We start from the raw sequence: 14,914 nt of genomic DNA, 5'->3' as shown, positions 1-14,914 counted from the left end.
TTCACTCCAGCCGCGAGCGCATGAGCTCGCCCTTGAGCAGCAGCGCCCCACGCTCGGCGACGCTTTCGCCTTCGTTCACCCCCTGTTCCAGGAACACCCGCGGCCCGGTGTATTCAGCCACTCGCACGCTCCTTGGCTCGAACTCGCCGGGCTTGCCGGCGATGAACACGATCGGCACCTCGTCGACGCTGACCACGGCGTCGCGGGGCAGCGAGATCAGCATCTTGCCGCCGTCCGCGGCGCGTTCGATGGCGATGTCGACGAAGGCGCCCGAGTTGAAGTCGCCGCACTTCTCACCCAGGCGGACCCGGAAGGGCACGGTGCGCGTGGCGGGGTCGACGTGCGGCGAGTGAGACTCGACCGTCGCCTCGCAGCCGATCCGCTTGTCGCCGCGGGAGATCGCCGCGCTCGCGCCGACGGGCACGAGGTGCGCGTCGCTCTCCGCGACGTCCGCTCGCGCCACCAAGCGCTTGGTGTCGACGAGGCGGAACAGCGGCGCCGTGGCCTCCACGGGAGCACCCACCACTCCGTCCACGGCGACCACCGTGCCGTCGATGGGCGCCTTCAGCACCAGCTGCGCCCCGCCCGAGGCGCCAAAGCTCGTCAGCAGCGCGGAAGCAGCGCGCTCGTCGGCGCGCGCGGTGTCCAGCGCGCTCCTCGCGTCGGACAGCGCTCGCTCGCTGGTGGCCTTCTCGGCAGAGAGCTTCTCCTCTTGCGCAAGCACGCGCTCCGCGTGAACACGGCGCGCCTTGGCCCGCGCAAGGTCGGCGCGCACGCGTGCGACCTCGCCTGCATCGAGCACGGCTAGCTTGTCACCCTTCTTGACCCGGTCGCCGCGACGAACGGAGATCTCCTTCACGCGCGCGGTGATCGGCGAGGTGATGGCCGCGGCGGCGTCGGGCGGCGGCTCGATCTGGCCGGTCGCGATGATCAAGCCACCGACCGCGCGTCGCTCCGCCCGGACCACGCGGATTCGACCAGAGTCGATCAGGGCCGTGTCGACGATGATGACGTGCTTCTTCGGCTCGCTCGTCACCTGCGCGCCTTCGGGCTCCTTCTTCGAGCACGCGGTCAGGCAGGCGAATGCCAGCAGCAGCAGCTCCTTCCTCATCGTCTTCCTTTCGCGCCAAGCTCACGGGGGTCACGCCCCATCAGGCGCATCAATCGGATGTCAGCGCGGCGCACGTCCGCCGCCGCTTCGGCCCAGCGCTCCTGGGCGCCCAGAAGCTCGCGACGGGCCGCGAGCACCGACGCCGTGTCGATGCTCCCAGCCTCGTACTGCGCCAGAGACTGGCGCAGGGCTTCGCGCGCGGGTCCGATGACCCCTTCGCGCAGGGCATCGCGCAGCTCTCGCGCGTGCTGGCGTTCGTGCAGCGCCAGGTCGAGCTCGCGCTCCAGCGCAGCTCGGGCATGGCGCGCCTCGGCCCTCTGGACGGAGGCTTCGGCGCGCGCGCGCGCGGTCTCGACCGCGGCAGGGCTGACCAGGGGAAGAGGGAACGCGGCGCGGGCCAGCACGATCCAGTCACCGGTGGCCTCGCGCGTGACGCTCGGCCCGAGGGCGAGAGACGGCTTCCCGAGCGCGCGCGTCATCTCGACGGCACGCTCGCCGCGCAGCGCGGCCGCATCCGCGGCCAACACGTCGGGCTGACCGGCACGAGCCGCGGCGAGCAACTGGGGCAGCGCCAGAGGGCGGTCGGCGACATCGAGCGGGCCCACGACCTCGATGTTCTGCGTCTGGGTCCCGGTCAGATGTCGGAGGGCGGTCTCGGCGACGAAGGCCCGCCCTTCAGCGTCGATCACGTCGGTCCTGGCGCGGCCTGCCAGGGCCTTGGCCGTCGCCTCTTCCGACGGGGGCACGCTGCCCGCACGCACCCGCGCACCGGCTACCTTCGCGATGCTCTGGGCGTGCTCCAGGGACTCGCGCCGGATGCCCTCGAGCTCGCGCGCGAGCCGCATGTCGATCCACGACAGCGCGGCCTCGGCTCGCGCATCGTGCACCGTCACGACCAGACGCGCGTCAGCCTCACCGCCGACCGCCGCCGCCCAGCGCCGGCGCGCGGAGCCCACGCCCCCGAGCGGCAGGTCTTGCCAGAGCCCGAGCGTCGCATCGACACCCACACGGCTCGGGTTGGAACGGAAACGGGGCCCGACCTCGATCTCGATCCTCGGCGGCACCGAGAGCTTCTGGACCGCCGCACGCGCCAGCCCGCGCGTGCTCTGGACCGCCGCACGTCTCGGTCCGAGGGCCGGGGCATGGCGCTCGGCGCGACGCATGGCGTCCGCCAGGTCCATCCGTACAGGAGCGCCGAGCGCGGTGCTGGCCAGGGTCGAGAGCGCGAGAACCAGGAGGAGTCGCATGGGAGGAGTCAGGGCCCAGGTGGGAGCAAGCGCCGTGCGCGGCGGACGACCTGTGGTCGCTCGCGGCTCTCCGCTCAATCCCGCAAATGACGCATACGCGACGAACCACTGTAATTCTCGCTGCGTGCCGCCGGCACATCCTGCTCGAGGCACACGTCGGAGGCCGGTGCGCGACGCGGCGTGGTACCCCGCTGGCTCGTGCAAACGCGCAGAAAGTTCGTTGTCGGCCCGCTCTTCTGGATCGCTTTCGCCCCGTCTGCCTTGCTCTGGTCCTGCGGGGGCGGAGGCTCGAGCGGCACCGGGGGCTTGGGCGGTAGCAGTGGGACCGGCGGCGCCGAGGCCGGGACCTGCGTCGCGAACGACGGCGACTGCGACGGCTTCGCGGACGAGAGCGCTGGCGGCAAGGACTGCGACGACACCGATCCGAAGATCCACCCGGATGCTTCCGAGGTGGTGAAGGACGGGGTCGACCAGAACTGCGACGGCATCGACGGGGTCGACTTCGACCAGGACGGGCACGCCACGGTCCCCAGTGGCGGCGACGACTGCGACGACGCCGACGCCAAGACCTACATGGGCGCCCCGGACACGGCCGGAGATGGCAAGGACCAGAGCTGCGACGGCGCCGACGGCATCGACGCCGATGGCGACGGCGTGGCGTCGACGGCCAGCGGGGGCTCCGACTGCAACGACGCCGACGCCGCAGTCGCGCCCGGCAAGGCCGACAGCGTCGGCGACGGCGTCGATCAGAGCTGCGACGGCGTGGACGGCACCGACAAGGACGGCGACAAGCACGCCTCCAAGGCGAGCGGCGGCGACGACTGCAACGACAACCTCGCCGATACCTTCCCGGGTGCCGTCGACATGATCGGCGACGGCAAGGATCAGGACTGCAGCGGTGTCGACGGGGTCGATGCCGACAAGGACGGGTTCGCCTCCAAGGCCTCGGGGGGGCCCGACTGCGACGACGCCGACGTGGCGGTGAACCCCGGGAGCCAGGACAACGAGTGGCAGCTCCAGTCCCCAGTGACCGGAATGCCGTCGTCGTAAGCGCGCTCCCCCCGAGCTGACGGCTTGACCGAGCGCGAGGCCCGTTCTACATAGAATATCGATGAAATCTACGTATAGCGTCAGCGAGGCGCAGAGCGCGCTGCCCCGGCTGCTCAAGAGCGCAGAGCGGGGCGAGGCGGTGTGCATCCGCCGGCACAGCGAGCCAGTCGCCTACATCGTGTCGCGGGAGCGAATGGAGGCCATCGTGGAGACCATGGAGCTCTTGGCGAGCCCCGACGCGATGCGGGCCATCCGCGAGCACCGAGCGAAGAAGACGAAGTTCCTGGCGCTGTCCGAGCTCGACCGAGACGAATGAAGGTCGCGGTCTCGCTTCAAGTCGCCGAGTTCGTCCGCACTCAGGCGCCCGAAGGCCGTCGGCAGCTCCGAGGCGCGCTGCGCGCGCTGGGTCTCGGCAAGGGCGACGTGCGCGCGCTCGAGGGGCCGCTCGAGGGTTACTGTCGCCTGCGTGTGGGCGGGTACCGAGTGATCTTCTGCTACGCGGGGCGCCAGACCATTCAGTGCATTTTCGCCGAGCGACGCAGCATCATCTACGAGGTTTTCGCGCAGGTCCTGAGCAAGAAGCTGTCCGGTCTGGAGAAGTGATCCGAATCAGCGGTGCGGCCTGCCGAGCATCACGACAACGCGCTCGTCCTCCGACACCAGGAGGTCATCCACGCTGTCGCCGTTCACGTCGGCGGCACGGACCTTCTTGCCGCCCTGCTCGTCGCTGAACAGCTCGCCGAGCGTTCGACCCGAAACCGTCAGCACCAACAGCCGGCTCGCCGAGAGCACCGCGAGCTCCTTTCCAGGCGTGGCGTCGCCGTCCACGAGCGCCAGCTGCGTCCATGGTCGCGAAATTCCCCAACGCTCCGAAGGCGCAATGACGTCAACGCCTCGCGGCGCTTGCAAGTGCGCGTCGTTCCAGCGCGGATCCCCGCCGCAATTCCTCCGCTACCGCGACACGCTGGTCGCCGCACAGACACCGGGGCTGCTCGGCTTCACGCTGTCCGAGCACCAAGCCTCGTTCGAGGCGATGTCCACCGAGGACGATCAGATCAACTGGAGCGATCAGCGGCTCCAGTCCTCGAGGGACAGCCGGGGCACACGCTCGAAGTGCCGACGATTGCTCGTGACCAGCGTGGAATCGTAGGCAAGCGCGTGAGCAGCGATGATCGCGTCGAAGTCGTCGAGTCGCTCGCCTCGGCGCTCCAGCGACGCACGAAGCTCGCCGAACTCGGAGCTCACCTCGTCGTTCCACGCCACTCGCCGGATCGCGTGAAGCAAGACCGCAAGCCGTTGCTCGAGCGCCGTTCGCCGGCGACTTCGCGGCATTCGCGCCAAGCCGTAGCGCACTTCGGCGAGCACCGGCTGCGCGATTCCAACCTCAGCCGGCGCCAGCTCGAGTAGCCGGCGACCGTGTGCCGGCTCGCTGCGCATCAGTGCCGACAACGCGGAGGTGTCCAGCAAGTGCATCAAATCACCGGTGGTCGACGCCGATGCGAGCGCTTGCGCCTGACTGCTTGGAGGCTCCGCTCGAACGCGCGCCCAGCCTCGGGATCGAGCGGCTCGGCAAGCTGTGAGATGAGCTCGGCGGGCCACGTGAGCTTGCCCTCTATGGCGCCCTCTATGGCGGCGAGGATCACGCGGTTCCGACTCACGCCGAGCGCCTTGGCTCGAGCATCCACACGGACGAGGAGCTGGCGGGGTACGTGGATCGTCGTCGGCACGAATAGGAATATATTCGCTTGGCTTCGTGGGTCAAGGACTCCCTCACATCGAGCACGGCCGTGGTTGTCTGAGGCTGCGGAGCCTTGCGGCCGAGCCCCAACTCCGACGCAAGACGACCGCCACGGACCCGCGCCGGGGCGATCGAATCCTGCAGAAGGCATCGCCGACCCCAATTGTCCGAGCTACGCGCTCCGCCGCCGACGCGAGAGCGGAAGCCCGACGCGGCAGCGAAGCGCGGAGGCTAGAGGCTAGCTCGACCAAAGCGATCGTGGGAAGCTAGGCGAGCGAATGGGCGCCGGAGAATCTTACTCATCGTGCACTATGCGACGTTGTGATCCGCTGCGAGCGGAACCGAGGACTCTGTGAGACTCTGGGGCACACTTGCGCCTCGCGCGTCGGAGGAACGCTGCAGTTGCGTGCCCATCTCGCCCTCGGCTGCTGCAGTTCTGCTGCTCCTCGTCGGAGCCAGCTGCGGCCGCCCCCCCTCGTCCCCGCCCCGGATCATACAGGCGACGCCGCCGCCGGAGACGGTCCAGCAGAAGGTCGACGGCCCAGCGGGGCGCGTCGTTTCGATCCCGGTTCCGCCCGGCTTCGACCAAGAAGCCTCGTACCTTCTCACCCAGTGCCGTGCGAATTGTGGACCTTCAGCTTCGAATCGCGATTCGCTACACCTGCGAATTGCCCTCCGCTTGGAGCGCCCGGACCAGTGCAAGCTTCCCCATCCGAACCGCCCGGAGTTCGAAGACCTCGTGTCCAGCCCGTCCACAACGGACGATGACGCCGATCTAGACGCTCCGCCGAGCGTCGATGAGGATAGCCGGGAGGAGGTCCTGGAATTCGCGCCCGTGGAGCTCCTTGGCCTGCGCGGGAAGTTGTTGTCGCGCCGATCTCGCAGGTTCGGGACACGGTTCGAGGCCGTTGCCATCGGCCCAGCTCAAGAGCGCGACGGCGAGCAGCGCGTTCCTTGCGTCAGCGTCGAATTCAGTCCCTACGCTTCCGATTCCCGTGCTTCGGCGAGCTTCCACACCGTGTTGTCGAGCCTCTCGCGCTCGCCGAGCGCGGGTCCGCCGGCGGGGTTCAGCAGGTTCCCGTTTTCAACGGGCCACGTCGACATCCCAGACGGGGTTCCGTTCCATTGGCTTGGCTTCTCCGGTCGCGGCGGCTGGTTCGAAGTCAAGACCTACGGCCCAAAGCAAGAACGCGATGTTGCCCAGTACATCGTGAACAACACGCGGGACCGGAAGCCCGAGGTTGTCGAGCCCCATAGCAGTCGTCCTTTCTTGGACGGAACGATTGAGCAAGCGCGCGTTCGATTGACCGTTTCGAAGGAAGAGCGCCGCACTGCCGTGATTCGACGGCCCGGGCGTTCCATCTTGCTCATCGATGGCCACGTCAACGCGCCACACGTCGACGGCGCTCCGCTCGACGGAGCCCGCTGGGGTCAGCTCGTCGAGGTCGTCATTCCGCTGTTTCACACGAACGAAGGCCCCAAGCGGGCGATCCCGTCCTCCAAGTGAAGCGGACGGGATCGAACAGCGGGGCGGACGGGACTCGAACCCGGGTCCGAAGGCACGGATCAGCATGAATTAGGCGCGATCGGTGAACCTGGCTGTCACGAGACGCTCACCGGCATTCACCCTAACTCACCGAACCGACATGACCGTGTGACAGCTTGTGACAGCGCGCCCGACGTGATCGAGCTCGCGCTCGCGGGCGCCATCGAGCGCACCACGGACCCCGCCGCGCTGGTCGCGCTGGCCGGCGAGCTCCGGGCGCGACGCGAGGCCCGGGCCGGCGTGGTGGACCTGGCCAGCGCTCGGCGCGACCGGGGGGCGAAGTGAGCCGCTGCCGCTGCCCCGGGTGCGCTGGCCCCGTCGAGCTCGACGGCGTGACCGTTCGCTTCGGTGCGGAGCGGGGCGCGTGCGATGAGTGCGGAGCGCGACCTGCGGTGCTTCTGGCGCTCGCGCCGCTGGACCCCGGGCGCGGCGCACCGCTGACGCTCTGCGGGCCGTGCGCCGGTGCACTGCTACCAGCGCCCGCCCGGCCTGAAACCGCGCCAGCGAAGCGCCCTGGCCCCCGGCGCGCCCGGCACGCTGGGGGCTGACCTCGGACTCCGCACGGTCCGGGCGCGCACCGAAAACCGCTGGACTTCGCATCAGACTTGCGTTTTTCTCAAGCCGTGACCACGCTTGGAGGGTGACTTGCCACACCGACTTACGCCCGCGGAAGCGCTCGGCGCCGCGCAAACCGCGGTCGTCACGGATCGAACGCGCGTGTCCGACGATGCAGAAGACCAGATGGCGGAATCCTCCTGGACCGCGGCGGACGTGGAGTGCGCAATCCGAAGCGCGACGATGGCGGAGGCGATCCATCCGCCAGAGTGTTGGCGCCTCGGCGGAGGCAGAACCATTGACGGCGAGCCGATGGCAGTCGAGATCGAAGTCAGGGAGAGCGTCGTGCGGATTCTAGGACTGGCACGGGCGTAGGAGGCAATCATGGCAAAGAAGATCACGAAGGTTGGCCGCTACCGCGTGGAAGACGCATCGCGACCCTACACGCCGGGCGACGAGCTTTCCCTTCGCCAGCTCGCGGGCTATCAGCGCCGCGCGGTACGCACGGTCCTGCGTGACGTCAGAAACGTGGAGCCTGAGATTCTCAGGTTCGGCAGGAAGGCGATCGGCCTGACCCAGCCTCAGCTCGCGGAGTTGTTTGGGGTCGCCCCGGAGACCGTCTCCCGTTGGGAAACCGGCGCGGAACCATTCAAGCCTTACGTTCAGCTCGCGCTCGCGACATTGATCGACGTTGCCGAGACGGCCGGCGGCGCTGATCTAGGGAATCGGCTGGAGAATGCCCTCCCGCCGGACGGCACTATCACGCTGAAGGCGAGCTGAAAACAAGCCCCCCGCACCGCTGTCACACGGCCGGGGGGCAGACAGGAGTGACGGCTCCCGTGACGAAGAAGCTAGCACAACCCAACCACGCGCAGGAGCTTGCAAGGCTCGTCCAAGAGCTGCGGCTGGACGCGAACGCGGCGGAAAAGGCGCTGAGGAAAGGCGACCCCGAATGGATCGCCGCCGAGCTTGCGCGCGTGCGCCGAATGCTCGCGGCCCAGCTGCGGCGCCGAACATTCTAGAGCCAGCGTGGTGCAGTTGCACACCGCGAAACCATTCGCTTTTCACCTTCTTCCCGCGCGCCCATACTTCCGCGCCCGCGCGTGCTCTGCTGACGACATGGCCAGCCGCTCGCGCCGGACCTACGACCATCGCATAAAGGAGCAGATCCTCCATGCGGGGAATCCGGAACTGTTTCCGGAGCTCGAGATTCCGCGCTCCACGGCGCAGAGCTGGATCCGACGGGGCGTAGGGGACGTCGTGTCTCTAGAGGCCGAGCACGAAGTCGAGGCGGCACTTCGCGCTCGTGTCCTCGGGCTGGAGCGCCGGACCGCCATGCTCATCGCGGTCCTCCGGCTCGTCCTTGCCTTGCTCCGCGTCTCGGGGTTCACGCTCGAGCGCGGCCGCGTGGCGGACGAGAGAGGGAAGCGATTGCTGCTCGGAGCGGTCGAAGGCGCGCGGAAGATCTTGCCGTTGTCCGCCGCGCTCCGAGTCCTCCGTCTCTCGCCAGCCCGCTACCACGCGTGGGTTCGGGGCGCGCAGGCCTGCACCCTCGACGAACTTGCTGCCCGGCGACAGGAGGCGCGCAAGCGGCGGCTGGAGCACAATCGTCAGCAGGCGTGCGACCGGTGCTCTCGGCAACCCGGGGAGGACGTTGCCGCATGAAGCGTACGCCGCTTTCGAGCAGAAATTCCGCCGAATGCAATTGCACGGTGCCAGCTCCGGAATGTTTGGCGCCGCAGCTGCGCGACGTCGCATACACACCGTGCTCCCGCGCCAGCGCGACAGCCGCCGCCCACAGCTCCTCGGCCGTCACCCCGCGTCTTGCGCCAGGTTTCGACGTAGCCTGACTTGCTCCATCCGTGGCGTGCGCGACCCGTGTCCTGTCAGCTGCGCGCGTTTGCCGAAAGGACACGGCCTATCCCTCGCCGGAATCAACGCAGGTGTGACCCCCCTTTCCGGCGACCCACAGGCCGCCGCTACACGCGAATTGGAACCTGATTCCGCCCGTGCAATTGGTCCAGCACGTCGACCCCTCTGTCGTGCAAGCCCCGCCGCCTTGGACGCTACTGTCGCAACAGTCATCACCACCGGTACCGTCATCGCAGGCCACCGTGACGTCGGCGGAGGCATCCGCGCACCCACCGGTCTGGCAACTTGGTCCACACGCGTGACTGCCCTTGCCCGCGACCCACTTCGCGTCCGCGCAGGCGAGCTGGAAGCGCGACCCGTTAGTGCATGGCGTCCAGCAGGAGAGCTGGTGGGAACACGCCTTGCCCGCGGCAACTCCGCTTGGGCAACAATCCGCCAGTCCAGTCCCATCGTTGCACGCAATAGTGCCAAGTGCCGTGTTGTCCTCTATTCCGGATGAGGTGCAGGCGTCAAGCGCACTCACCGACACGATGCCGAGAATGACCGCAAGGAGAGTGCGCATCGTGTCCTCCTCTATGGCTTCTTCGTTGCACCCACGGGGGCCGACGCCAGGTTCTCATGGTCGAGAACCACGGGAACCCCGCCAGCCGCCAAGTGAACCGTGAGCGGCTTCCTACCAGCCGTGCCGACGATGGCGTCGAGGACTGCGTATGAACGGAACGCGCCGGGATACCAATAGGGGGAGTGGTGGACAACCGCGTGCAGCGAAGTCTCATCCAAGTCAGGCAGCACGGCTTTTGCGTGCGCAATGAGCCCTACCTTGACCGACGGATTGGACAGCGTCTGGTCGAGCTGAATAGCGTCATTGATCACGTTCGAGTCGAGTTCTGGCCAATAGACGCCTTCGCTCACCACCGAACCGTCCTTGGCCAAACGAGCCCACGCAAACGAGTCGGCGACCTGAACGCCCGAGACTCGCCGCTCCAACACCGTGTTGAATGCGACGAATCTGGGCGGCGCGTCCCTTCCGTCCACGAGCGTTCCGGTTCCCTCAATGACGGTAGTGACGCTGGCTGAACCCACTTGAGCAGGCGGAATGCCCGCACCCAGGAAGTAATCAAGCACCGCCTTGTTGTGCACGCCTTCATCGTCGGTGAAGGGCTCCGCCAGTTCTCTTCCTGACGCACCGTGCGGTATCGCAGTCACGGCACCGTTATGACCATCCGTCGCGAACACCCCGAACTCGCCCACCACCTTCTGAAACCCCGACTCGACCCTGGCCTGCGCCGCCGCCCCAGCAACGAATCGGCTCCTCGAAAATTCGTGCTGATACTTGGCAACCGACGACGTCAGTGGAGCGGCTTGACCGACAGAATCGGAATGCCGACTCGGACGCGGTTCGGGAATGTCTTGGGCACAACCAAACGCCGCGAACGCAGCCAGCTCCACGATGCGCGATGCGGTGGACCGCGTGATCATGGCATCACCCCCGGGTAAGCAGCGCAATTCCAGTTGCATATGCCCTTCCAGTTGAATGATGTGCCCGCCCTTGCGTCGTTGACGTTGAACTGGATGTCGTACCAACTCTCGTTGTTGAGCGCCCAGCCGGTCCAGAACGCCGATTCGGTAAGTGACGCCACGACCAGCACGCCGCACTTGATGATGCCGTGCCCGGGCGTGGTGCTCCCGTCGGCGTGAAGGCAAGGCGCCCCGCCTCCCGAAGTGTTGATCGTGTTCACCCAGGCAGAGCCAACGGAGCCATATGGGTTCACGCGAAACGAGTAGCCGAAGATCCAGCCGCGGTAATCCACGTCTGCCGTGTCAGCGCCGGTGTGGGCAGGCATGATCGTCCCGATCAAGCTGGCCCCCGCGAATGCCTGGGAGAAGTTCTGGTACATCATGTTGGGCGTTGCGCCACAGCTGACATCAAAGATCGCCATGTTGGTGTTGCCGTTTGTCCCGGCGCCGCCCCACGTTCCGGCGTTCGAACTTTCGCCGAGCTTAACATTGCCGCTCGAATAGAAAGCGTTGTGCCCAAAGGCATCGGCTGGCGAAGCGGTCACGAGTCGTCGTGGCGTGCTGTACTCGCACCGCCCGATCCAATTCATCGGCGTCCTTGTGCAAACGCCGATGTTTCCGCCCTGAGGTGGACATCCGGAGGCCCCGAAACAGGTGGTGCTGGTCTGATCGTCGCAGCTCCCATGGCCGGAGAAGAACGAGATGGCCGCGCTTGCCTGGTCGAAATTATACGTGTCGCTGCCCCCGGAAACTCGCTGAGGATCGTAAAAGTCGCTGTCGTAGACCTGCGCGTTGTACCAGGGCTGCAGGGTTGTCCACCAGATGCCAGCCGTCGGAATCATGTTGTAAAGAAAGCCATTCACGTTGTCAGCGTTGTTCTGGAGATCAGTCCAGCCAGGGTTGTAAACGGAGTACTGATCAACAGCCTCAACCATTAGGCCTCGTGCGTCTTGGCCGCTCGCCGCAGCGCCCGTGAGGGTCAGTGCGGCGGCAAGCAGGGAAGCTTCCAGCCAGCGCTCGCCGAGCAAACGAAAAGTCTTCGTCCTCATTGCCTTCACCTTCCTTCATTGCGTACGCCCGCTCGCGCCGCGCGGCTTCCGGATCGGCACTTCCCGTCGCATCGATCTTGGGTTTGGGCATGGCGACCGCTCCTTTGCGGCAACCTCCATGCCAGGCGCGGTCGGCGTCTGGGCTGCGCACGATCGCGGCGCCGGGAGTGGACGGGCACGTTTCGCGGACATAACGAGCCGCGCAATCGATGCGGTCCCTCGCCTAGTCGACGAGGGAATTGCGCACCTCCGATCCGCTCGCTTCCGCAGGGCTGCGCTGACGGCGGCGCTCCGACAGGACCGAACCCAGCCCGTGCGTCGGCGACGGGCACGTTGGTCGCGCCGAAGCGCCAAAGGCGCGGCCATGGCTCGGACGCGCTCGAGCACGGCGGCAAGATGGAAGAGCGAGCGAGCAAATGCTCCCGCTCCCGTGAAGCATCAAACCCTCACGAGCTTAGGGCTCGCAGCATGGCTTCCTCTTCGTGGAGCTTTGAGGGCGCGACCTGGACGACGCGGCAGCGCTGCGGCGACTGCCTTTCGGCAGGATGGGCGCTGAGCTTCCGTGGGCGCACGTCCTCGAGCTGGCGGTGGGGCGCGCGGAGGTCGTCGGTCTCGCCTCGCGTGAAAGAAGAGCTCGCAGCTACTTGCCACGCCGTGCCCCTCCGACACGAAGCATGAGTCTGACCGCGCGCACCATGTCGTCGACCTCCGCGTCGTCAAGGTCGCGTACGAGGGCCAACCAGGCGCGCGACGGTGTTCGCGACCTTTCCATCGTCTTCGTTGGCTACCGATTCCCACCCACGGACGCACAAGCTCGAAGCGAACTCCTCGGCGCGATCATGAAGAACGTGCAACGGCATATCGACCTGCACATTGTTCTGGGACCGACACGAAACGATGTCCATGCACTCAAAGGCGGCGACCCCGAGCAGCTGAAGCTCCAGATCGCAGACCTCGAGCAGCAGCTGGCGAAGCGCAACCACCTGCTCTTCGGCGACAAGAGCGAGAAGCGTGGGCAAGGCGACAAGCCGGAAGGCCAGAAGCCCGTCCAGACGGGTCACGGCCCGCGCGCTCAGTCGCTGCTGCCGGAAGTCGAGCAGGTCCACTTGCTCGACGAAGCGGACAAGGTCTGCACGAAGTGCGGAGGCCAGCTCGAGACCTGGGACGGGCAATTCGAGGAAAGCGAAGAGGTCGACGTCGTCGAGCTGAAGTACGTCCTGAAGAAGCACCGCCGGCAGAAGTATCGCTGTGGCTGCGGCGCGTGCATCGAGACGGCTCCGGGTCCGCTCAAGCTGTTTCCGGGCGCGCGCTACTCGGTCGCCTTCGCGATCAACGTTGCGATCGCGAAGTACGCCGACCACTTGCCGCTCGAACGACAGGTGAAAATGGCGGCGCGGCAGGGACTCGAGAGCGACTCGCAAACGCTCTGGGACCAGATCAACGCGCTCGCGAAGGTGCTTGGCCCGACGTACACGGCGCTCTGCGCGTACGTGCTCAGTCAGCCCAGCTGCGGCGCCGAACATTCTAGAGCCAGCGTGGTGCAGTTGCACACCGCGAAACCATTCGCTTTTCACCTTCTTCCCGCGCGCCCATACTTCCGCGCCCGCGCGTGCTCTGCTGACGACATGGCCAGCCGCTCGCGCCGGACCTACGACCATCGCATAAAGGAGCAGATCCTCCATGCGGGGAATCCGGAACTGTTTCCGGAGCTCGAGATTCCGCGCTCCACGGCGCAGAGCTGGATCCGACGGGGCGTAGGGGACGTCGTGTCTCTAGAGGCCGAGCACGAAGTCGAGGCGGCACTTCGCGCTCGTGTCCTCGGGCTGGAGCACCGGACCGCCATGCTCATCGCGGTCCTCCGGCTCGTCCTTGCCTTGCTCCGCGTCTCGGGGTTCACGCTCGAGCGCGGCCGCGTGGCGGACGAGAGAGGGAAGCGATTGCTGCTCGGAGCGGTCGAAGGCGCGCGGAAGATCTTGCCGTTGTCCGCCGCGCTCCGAGTCCTCCGTCTCTCGCCAGCCCGCTACCACGCGGGTTCGGGGCGCGCAGGCCTGCACCCTCGACGAACTTGCTGCCCGGCGACAGGAGGCGCGCAAGCGGCGGCTGGAGCACAATCGTCAGCAGGCGTGCGACCGGTGCTCTCGGCAACCCGGGGAGGACGTTGCCGCATGAAGCGTACGCCGCTTTCGAGCAGAAATTCCGCCGAATGCAATTGCACGGTGCCAGCTCCGGAATGTTTGGCGCCGCAGCTGCGCGCCGCCGCCCGGAGGCGACAGCCTTGCACTAGAGCGTGCGCGAGAACCTGCGACGCGGCGCGCGGACGCTGCCGTGCACCGCAGCCGGGGCGGACCGGCTTCACGCGACGGAGCCGGTCCCGTGTGCTCGCGCCTCGAGGCCTGCTCGGATCGAGCCGACAAAAAAGCCCACAAAGAACACCTTTATCACGATACCTTTGAAAAGGCTGGCTGGGTCTGCGACCGCGTCGACCAAGAGCAGAGTCGCGTACAGGACCAAAGAGGTCACAGCGGCCGGCAACAACTTCTTCGTGGCCCACCGCCATAACCCGAACTGAATCGCCGCCAGAACCATGTTGACCGCCAAGTTGAACCAACTCCCGGGGATCAGCCCGAAGACCACGCTCCAGAGGGCGTACATGAAGCTCATGATGCCCAGCCACTTCCGCCCCCTGGCCAGTCGGGGCTCGAGCTCTGTTCGATGGTAGTGCAGGGCCGACGCATCGGGAACCTTCGCACCGCACGCCTCGCAATATGCGGCACGCTCGTCCATCACCGCCGCACACCGACCGCAGCTGCCGCGTGCACCTTCGTTCAACCCGCGCTGCAGGCTGTCGTCCGCGCGCACGACCACGCGCTCCGCTTCCTCGGCGCCAAAGCCATCGCGGCGAAGCCGCTCGATGACCTGCTCCGGCGTCTTGCTCGCACGAAGCAGGCGCAACGCGAGAAGCCGCGCCTGCCTACGCCGCTCCCGCCGCTCCGCTAGCTCGGCATCGACTCCGCTCATCGTCCCAACCACGTCCCAGTTCGGTGCAGAATAACATGACGCCCCGGCATCTGGACGCGTGCCGCGCCGAGTGGGCGGCGAGCAAGCGTTCCGCCAAGGCACACGCAGGTGTTTCTCTGAGCCCCCTCTCAGAAGAACTCGACCCTGCGCATGACCTTCGGCGGCAGGCTCAAGCTGATCCATTACCGGAGCCGGGCACAAGAGGCGTGG

At 67.0% G+C, this 14,914-nt stretch carries 17 protein-coding genes; 7 read left to right on the top strand and 10 right to left on the bottom strand.

The features are described from left to right. Position 1 precedes the first annotated feature (1 nt). Together IPI67_20335 and IPI67_20330 are read right to left on the bottom strand one after the other, a co-directional pair. Positions 2-1,111 carry an efflux RND transporter periplasmic adaptor subunit gene (locus IPI67_20335; GenBank protein ID MBK7582532.1) on the bottom strand — a complete coding sequence of 370 codons (1,110 nt, stop codon included), beginning with the start codon at positions 1,109-1,111 and terminating at the stop codon, positions 2-4. Continuing rightward, positions 1,108-2,358, bottom strand: coding sequence for a TolC family protein (locus tag IPI67_20330; GenBank protein MBK7582531.1), 1,251 nt, complete (start codon positions 2,356-2,358; stop codon positions 1,108-1,110). Before IPI67_20330 ends, IPI67_20335 begins: the two co-directional genes overlap by 4 nt. Before the next feature lie 198 nt (positions 2,359-2,556). Here IPI67_20330 and IPI67_20325 point away from each other — a divergent pair, with 198 nt between their 5' ends. The 3 genes from IPI67_20325 to IPI67_20315 all read left to right on the top strand — a co-directional run bounded on the left by IPI67_20325 (position 2,557) and on the right by IPI67_20315 (position 4,011). Then, positions 2,557-3,408 carry a putative metal-binding motif-containing protein gene (locus IPI67_20325; protein ID MBK7582530.1) on the top strand — a complete coding sequence of 284 codons (852 nt, stop codon included), beginning with the start codon at positions 2,557-2,559 and terminating at the stop codon, positions 3,406-3,408. A gap of 61 nt (positions 3,409-3,469) precedes the next feature. Further along, entirely contained in the window at positions 3,470-3,724 is a 255-nt protein-coding gene (locus IPI67_20320) for a type II toxin-antitoxin system prevent-host-death family antitoxin (GenBank protein MBK7582529.1), read from the top strand. Further along, positions 3,721-4,011 carry a hypothetical protein gene (locus IPI67_20315; GenBank protein MBK7582528.1) on the top strand — a complete coding sequence of 97 codons (291 nt, stop codon included), beginning with the start codon at positions 3,721-3,723 and terminating at the stop codon, positions 4,009-4,011. Before IPI67_20320 ends, IPI67_20315 begins: the two co-directional genes overlap by 4 nt. A gap of 6 nt (positions 4,012-4,017) precedes the next feature. On the opposite strand, the gene IPI67_20310 is transcribed toward IPI67_20315, so the two are convergent. The 3 genes from IPI67_20310 to IPI67_20300 form a co-directional block, all read right to left on the bottom strand. Continuing rightward, positions 4,018-4,236 carry a hypothetical protein gene (locus IPI67_20310; GenBank protein MBK7582527.1) on the bottom strand — a complete coding sequence of 73 codons (219 nt, stop codon included), beginning with the start codon at positions 4,234-4,236 and terminating at the stop codon, positions 4,018-4,020. 240 nt (positions 4,237-4,476) lie between these two features. Next, the gene (locus tag IPI67_20305) at positions 4,477-4,881 is read right to left on the bottom strand and encodes a type II toxin-antitoxin system VapC family toxin (protein ID MBK7582526.1); all 405 of its coding nucleotides are present in this window, start codon (positions 4,879-4,881) and stop codon (positions 4,477-4,479) included. Next, entirely contained in the window at positions 4,881-5,135 is a 255-nt protein-coding gene (locus tag IPI67_20300) for a CopG family transcriptional regulator (GenBank protein ID MBK7582525.1), read from the bottom strand. The genes IPI67_20305 and IPI67_20300 overlap by 1 nt, the downstream gene beginning before the upstream one ends. 1,029 nt (positions 5,136-6,164) lie before the next feature. On the opposite strand from IPI67_20300, the gene IPI67_20295 reads away from it, so the two are divergent. The 3 genes from IPI67_20295 to IPI67_20285 all read left to right on the top strand — a co-directional run bounded on the left by IPI67_20295 (position 6,165) and on the right by IPI67_20285 (position 8,027). Beyond that, on the top strand, positions 6,165-6,653 hold the full coding sequence (locus tag IPI67_20295) for a hypothetical protein (GenBank protein MBK7582524.1): 489 nt from the start codon (positions 6,165-6,167) through the stop codon (positions 6,651-6,653). A gap of 147 nt (positions 6,654-6,800) precedes the next feature. Beyond that, a complete protein-coding gene (locus tag IPI67_20290) occupies positions 6,801-6,977 on the top strand; it encodes a hypothetical protein (GenBank protein ID MBK7582523.1) in 177 nt (58 codons plus the stop codon). A 654-nt stretch (positions 6,978-7,631) separates the two neighbouring features. After that, positions 7,632-8,027 (top strand): helix-turn-helix domain-containing protein, encoded by a 396-nt coding sequence (locus IPI67_20285; GenBank protein ID MBK7582522.1) that lies wholly within the window; start codon positions 7,632-7,634, stop codon positions 8,025-8,027. Positions 8,028-8,513: 486 nt separating this feature from the next. On the opposite strand, the gene IPI67_20280 is transcribed toward IPI67_20285, so the two are convergent. From IPI67_20280 to IPI67_20265, 4 genes are all read right to left on the bottom strand, one after another. Beyond that, on the bottom strand, positions 8,514-8,888 hold the full coding sequence (locus IPI67_20280) for a hypothetical protein (GenBank protein MBK7582521.1): 375 nt from the start codon (positions 8,886-8,888) through the stop codon (positions 8,514-8,516). A 277-nt stretch (positions 8,889-9,165) separates the two neighbouring features. After that, entirely contained in the window at positions 9,166-9,681 is a 516-nt protein-coding gene (locus IPI67_20275; GenBank protein MBK7582520.1) for a hypothetical protein, read from the bottom strand. A gap of 11 nt (positions 9,682-9,692) precedes the next feature. Further along, entirely contained in the window at positions 9,693-10,598 is a 906-nt protein-coding gene (locus tag IPI67_20270) for a hypothetical protein (GenBank protein MBK7582519.1), read from the bottom strand. Beyond that, a complete protein-coding gene (locus tag IPI67_20265) occupies positions 10,595-11,686 on the bottom strand; it encodes a hypothetical protein (GenBank protein ID MBK7582518.1) in 1,092 nt (363 codons plus the stop codon). The genes IPI67_20270 and IPI67_20265 overlap by 4 nt, the downstream gene beginning before the upstream one ends. A gap of 674 nt (positions 11,687-12,360) precedes the next feature. Here IPI67_20265 and IPI67_20260 point away from each other — a divergent pair. Continuing rightward, positions 12,361-14,139 carry a transposase gene (locus tag IPI67_20260; GenBank protein MBK7582517.1) on the top strand — a complete coding sequence of 593 codons (1,779 nt, stop codon included), beginning with the start codon at positions 12,361-12,363 and terminating at the stop codon, positions 14,137-14,139. Here IPI67_20260 and IPI67_20255 read toward each other — a convergent pair. Continuing rightward, a complete protein-coding gene (locus tag IPI67_20255; protein MBK7582516.1) occupies positions 14,039-14,704 on the bottom strand; it encodes a zinc ribbon domain-containing protein in 666 nt (221 codons plus the stop codon). The genes IPI67_20260 and IPI67_20255 overlap by 101 nt on opposite strands. Positions 14,705-14,914 lie beyond the last annotated feature (210 nt).

Source organism: Myxococcales bacterium (genome assembly GCA_016706225.1).
In the GTDB taxonomy this organism is placed as follows: domain Bacteria; phylum Myxococcota_A; class Polyangia; order Polyangiales; family Polyangiaceae; genus JADJKB01.
Note: the sequence above shows the minus strand (reverse complement) of the source record. Positions and strands in the feature narration are given on the sequence as shown.

Coding starts and splice junctions, on each gene's coding strand:
- IPI67_20335 (MBK7582532.1), bottom strand. CDS start 1,111: ATGAGGAAGGAGCTGCTGCTGCTGGCATTCGCCTGCCTGACCGCGTGC.
- IPI67_20330 (MBK7582531.1), bottom strand. CDS start 2,358: ATGCGACTCCTCCTGGTTCTCGCGCTCTCGACCCTGGCCAGCACCGCG.
- IPI67_20320 (MBK7582529.1), top strand. CDS start 3,470: ATGAAATCTACGTATAGCGTCAGCGAGGCGCAGAGCGCGCTGCCCCGG.
- IPI67_20315 (MBK7582528.1), top strand. CDS start 3,721: ATGAAGGTCGCGGTCTCGCTTCAAGTCGCCGAGTTCGTCCGCACTCAG.
- IPI67_20305 (MBK7582526.1), bottom strand. CDS start 4,881: ATGCACTTGCTGGACACCTCCGCGTTGTCGGCACTGATGCGCAGCGAG.
- IPI67_20285 (MBK7582522.1), top strand. CDS start 7,632: ATGGCAAAGAAGATCACGAAGGTTGGCCGCTACCGCGTGGAAGACGCA.
- IPI67_20275 (MBK7582520.1), bottom strand. CDS start 9,681: ATGCGCACTCTCCTTGCGGTCATTCTCGGCATCGTGTCGGTGAGTGCG.
- IPI67_20270 (MBK7582519.1), bottom strand. CDS start 10,598: ATGATCACGCGGTCCACCGCATCGCGCATCGTGGAGCTGGCTGCGTTC.
- IPI67_20265 (MBK7582518.1), bottom strand. CDS start 11,686: ATGAGGACGAAGACTTTTCGTTTGCTCGGCGAGCGCTGGCTGGAAGCT.
- IPI67_20260 (MBK7582517.1), top strand. CDS start 12,361: ATGAGTCTGACCGCGCGCACCATGTCGTCGACCTCCGCGTCGTCAAGG.
- IPI67_20255 (MBK7582516.1), bottom strand. CDS start 14,704: ATGAGCGGAGTCGATGCCGAGCTAGCGGAGCGGCGGGAGCGGCGTAGG.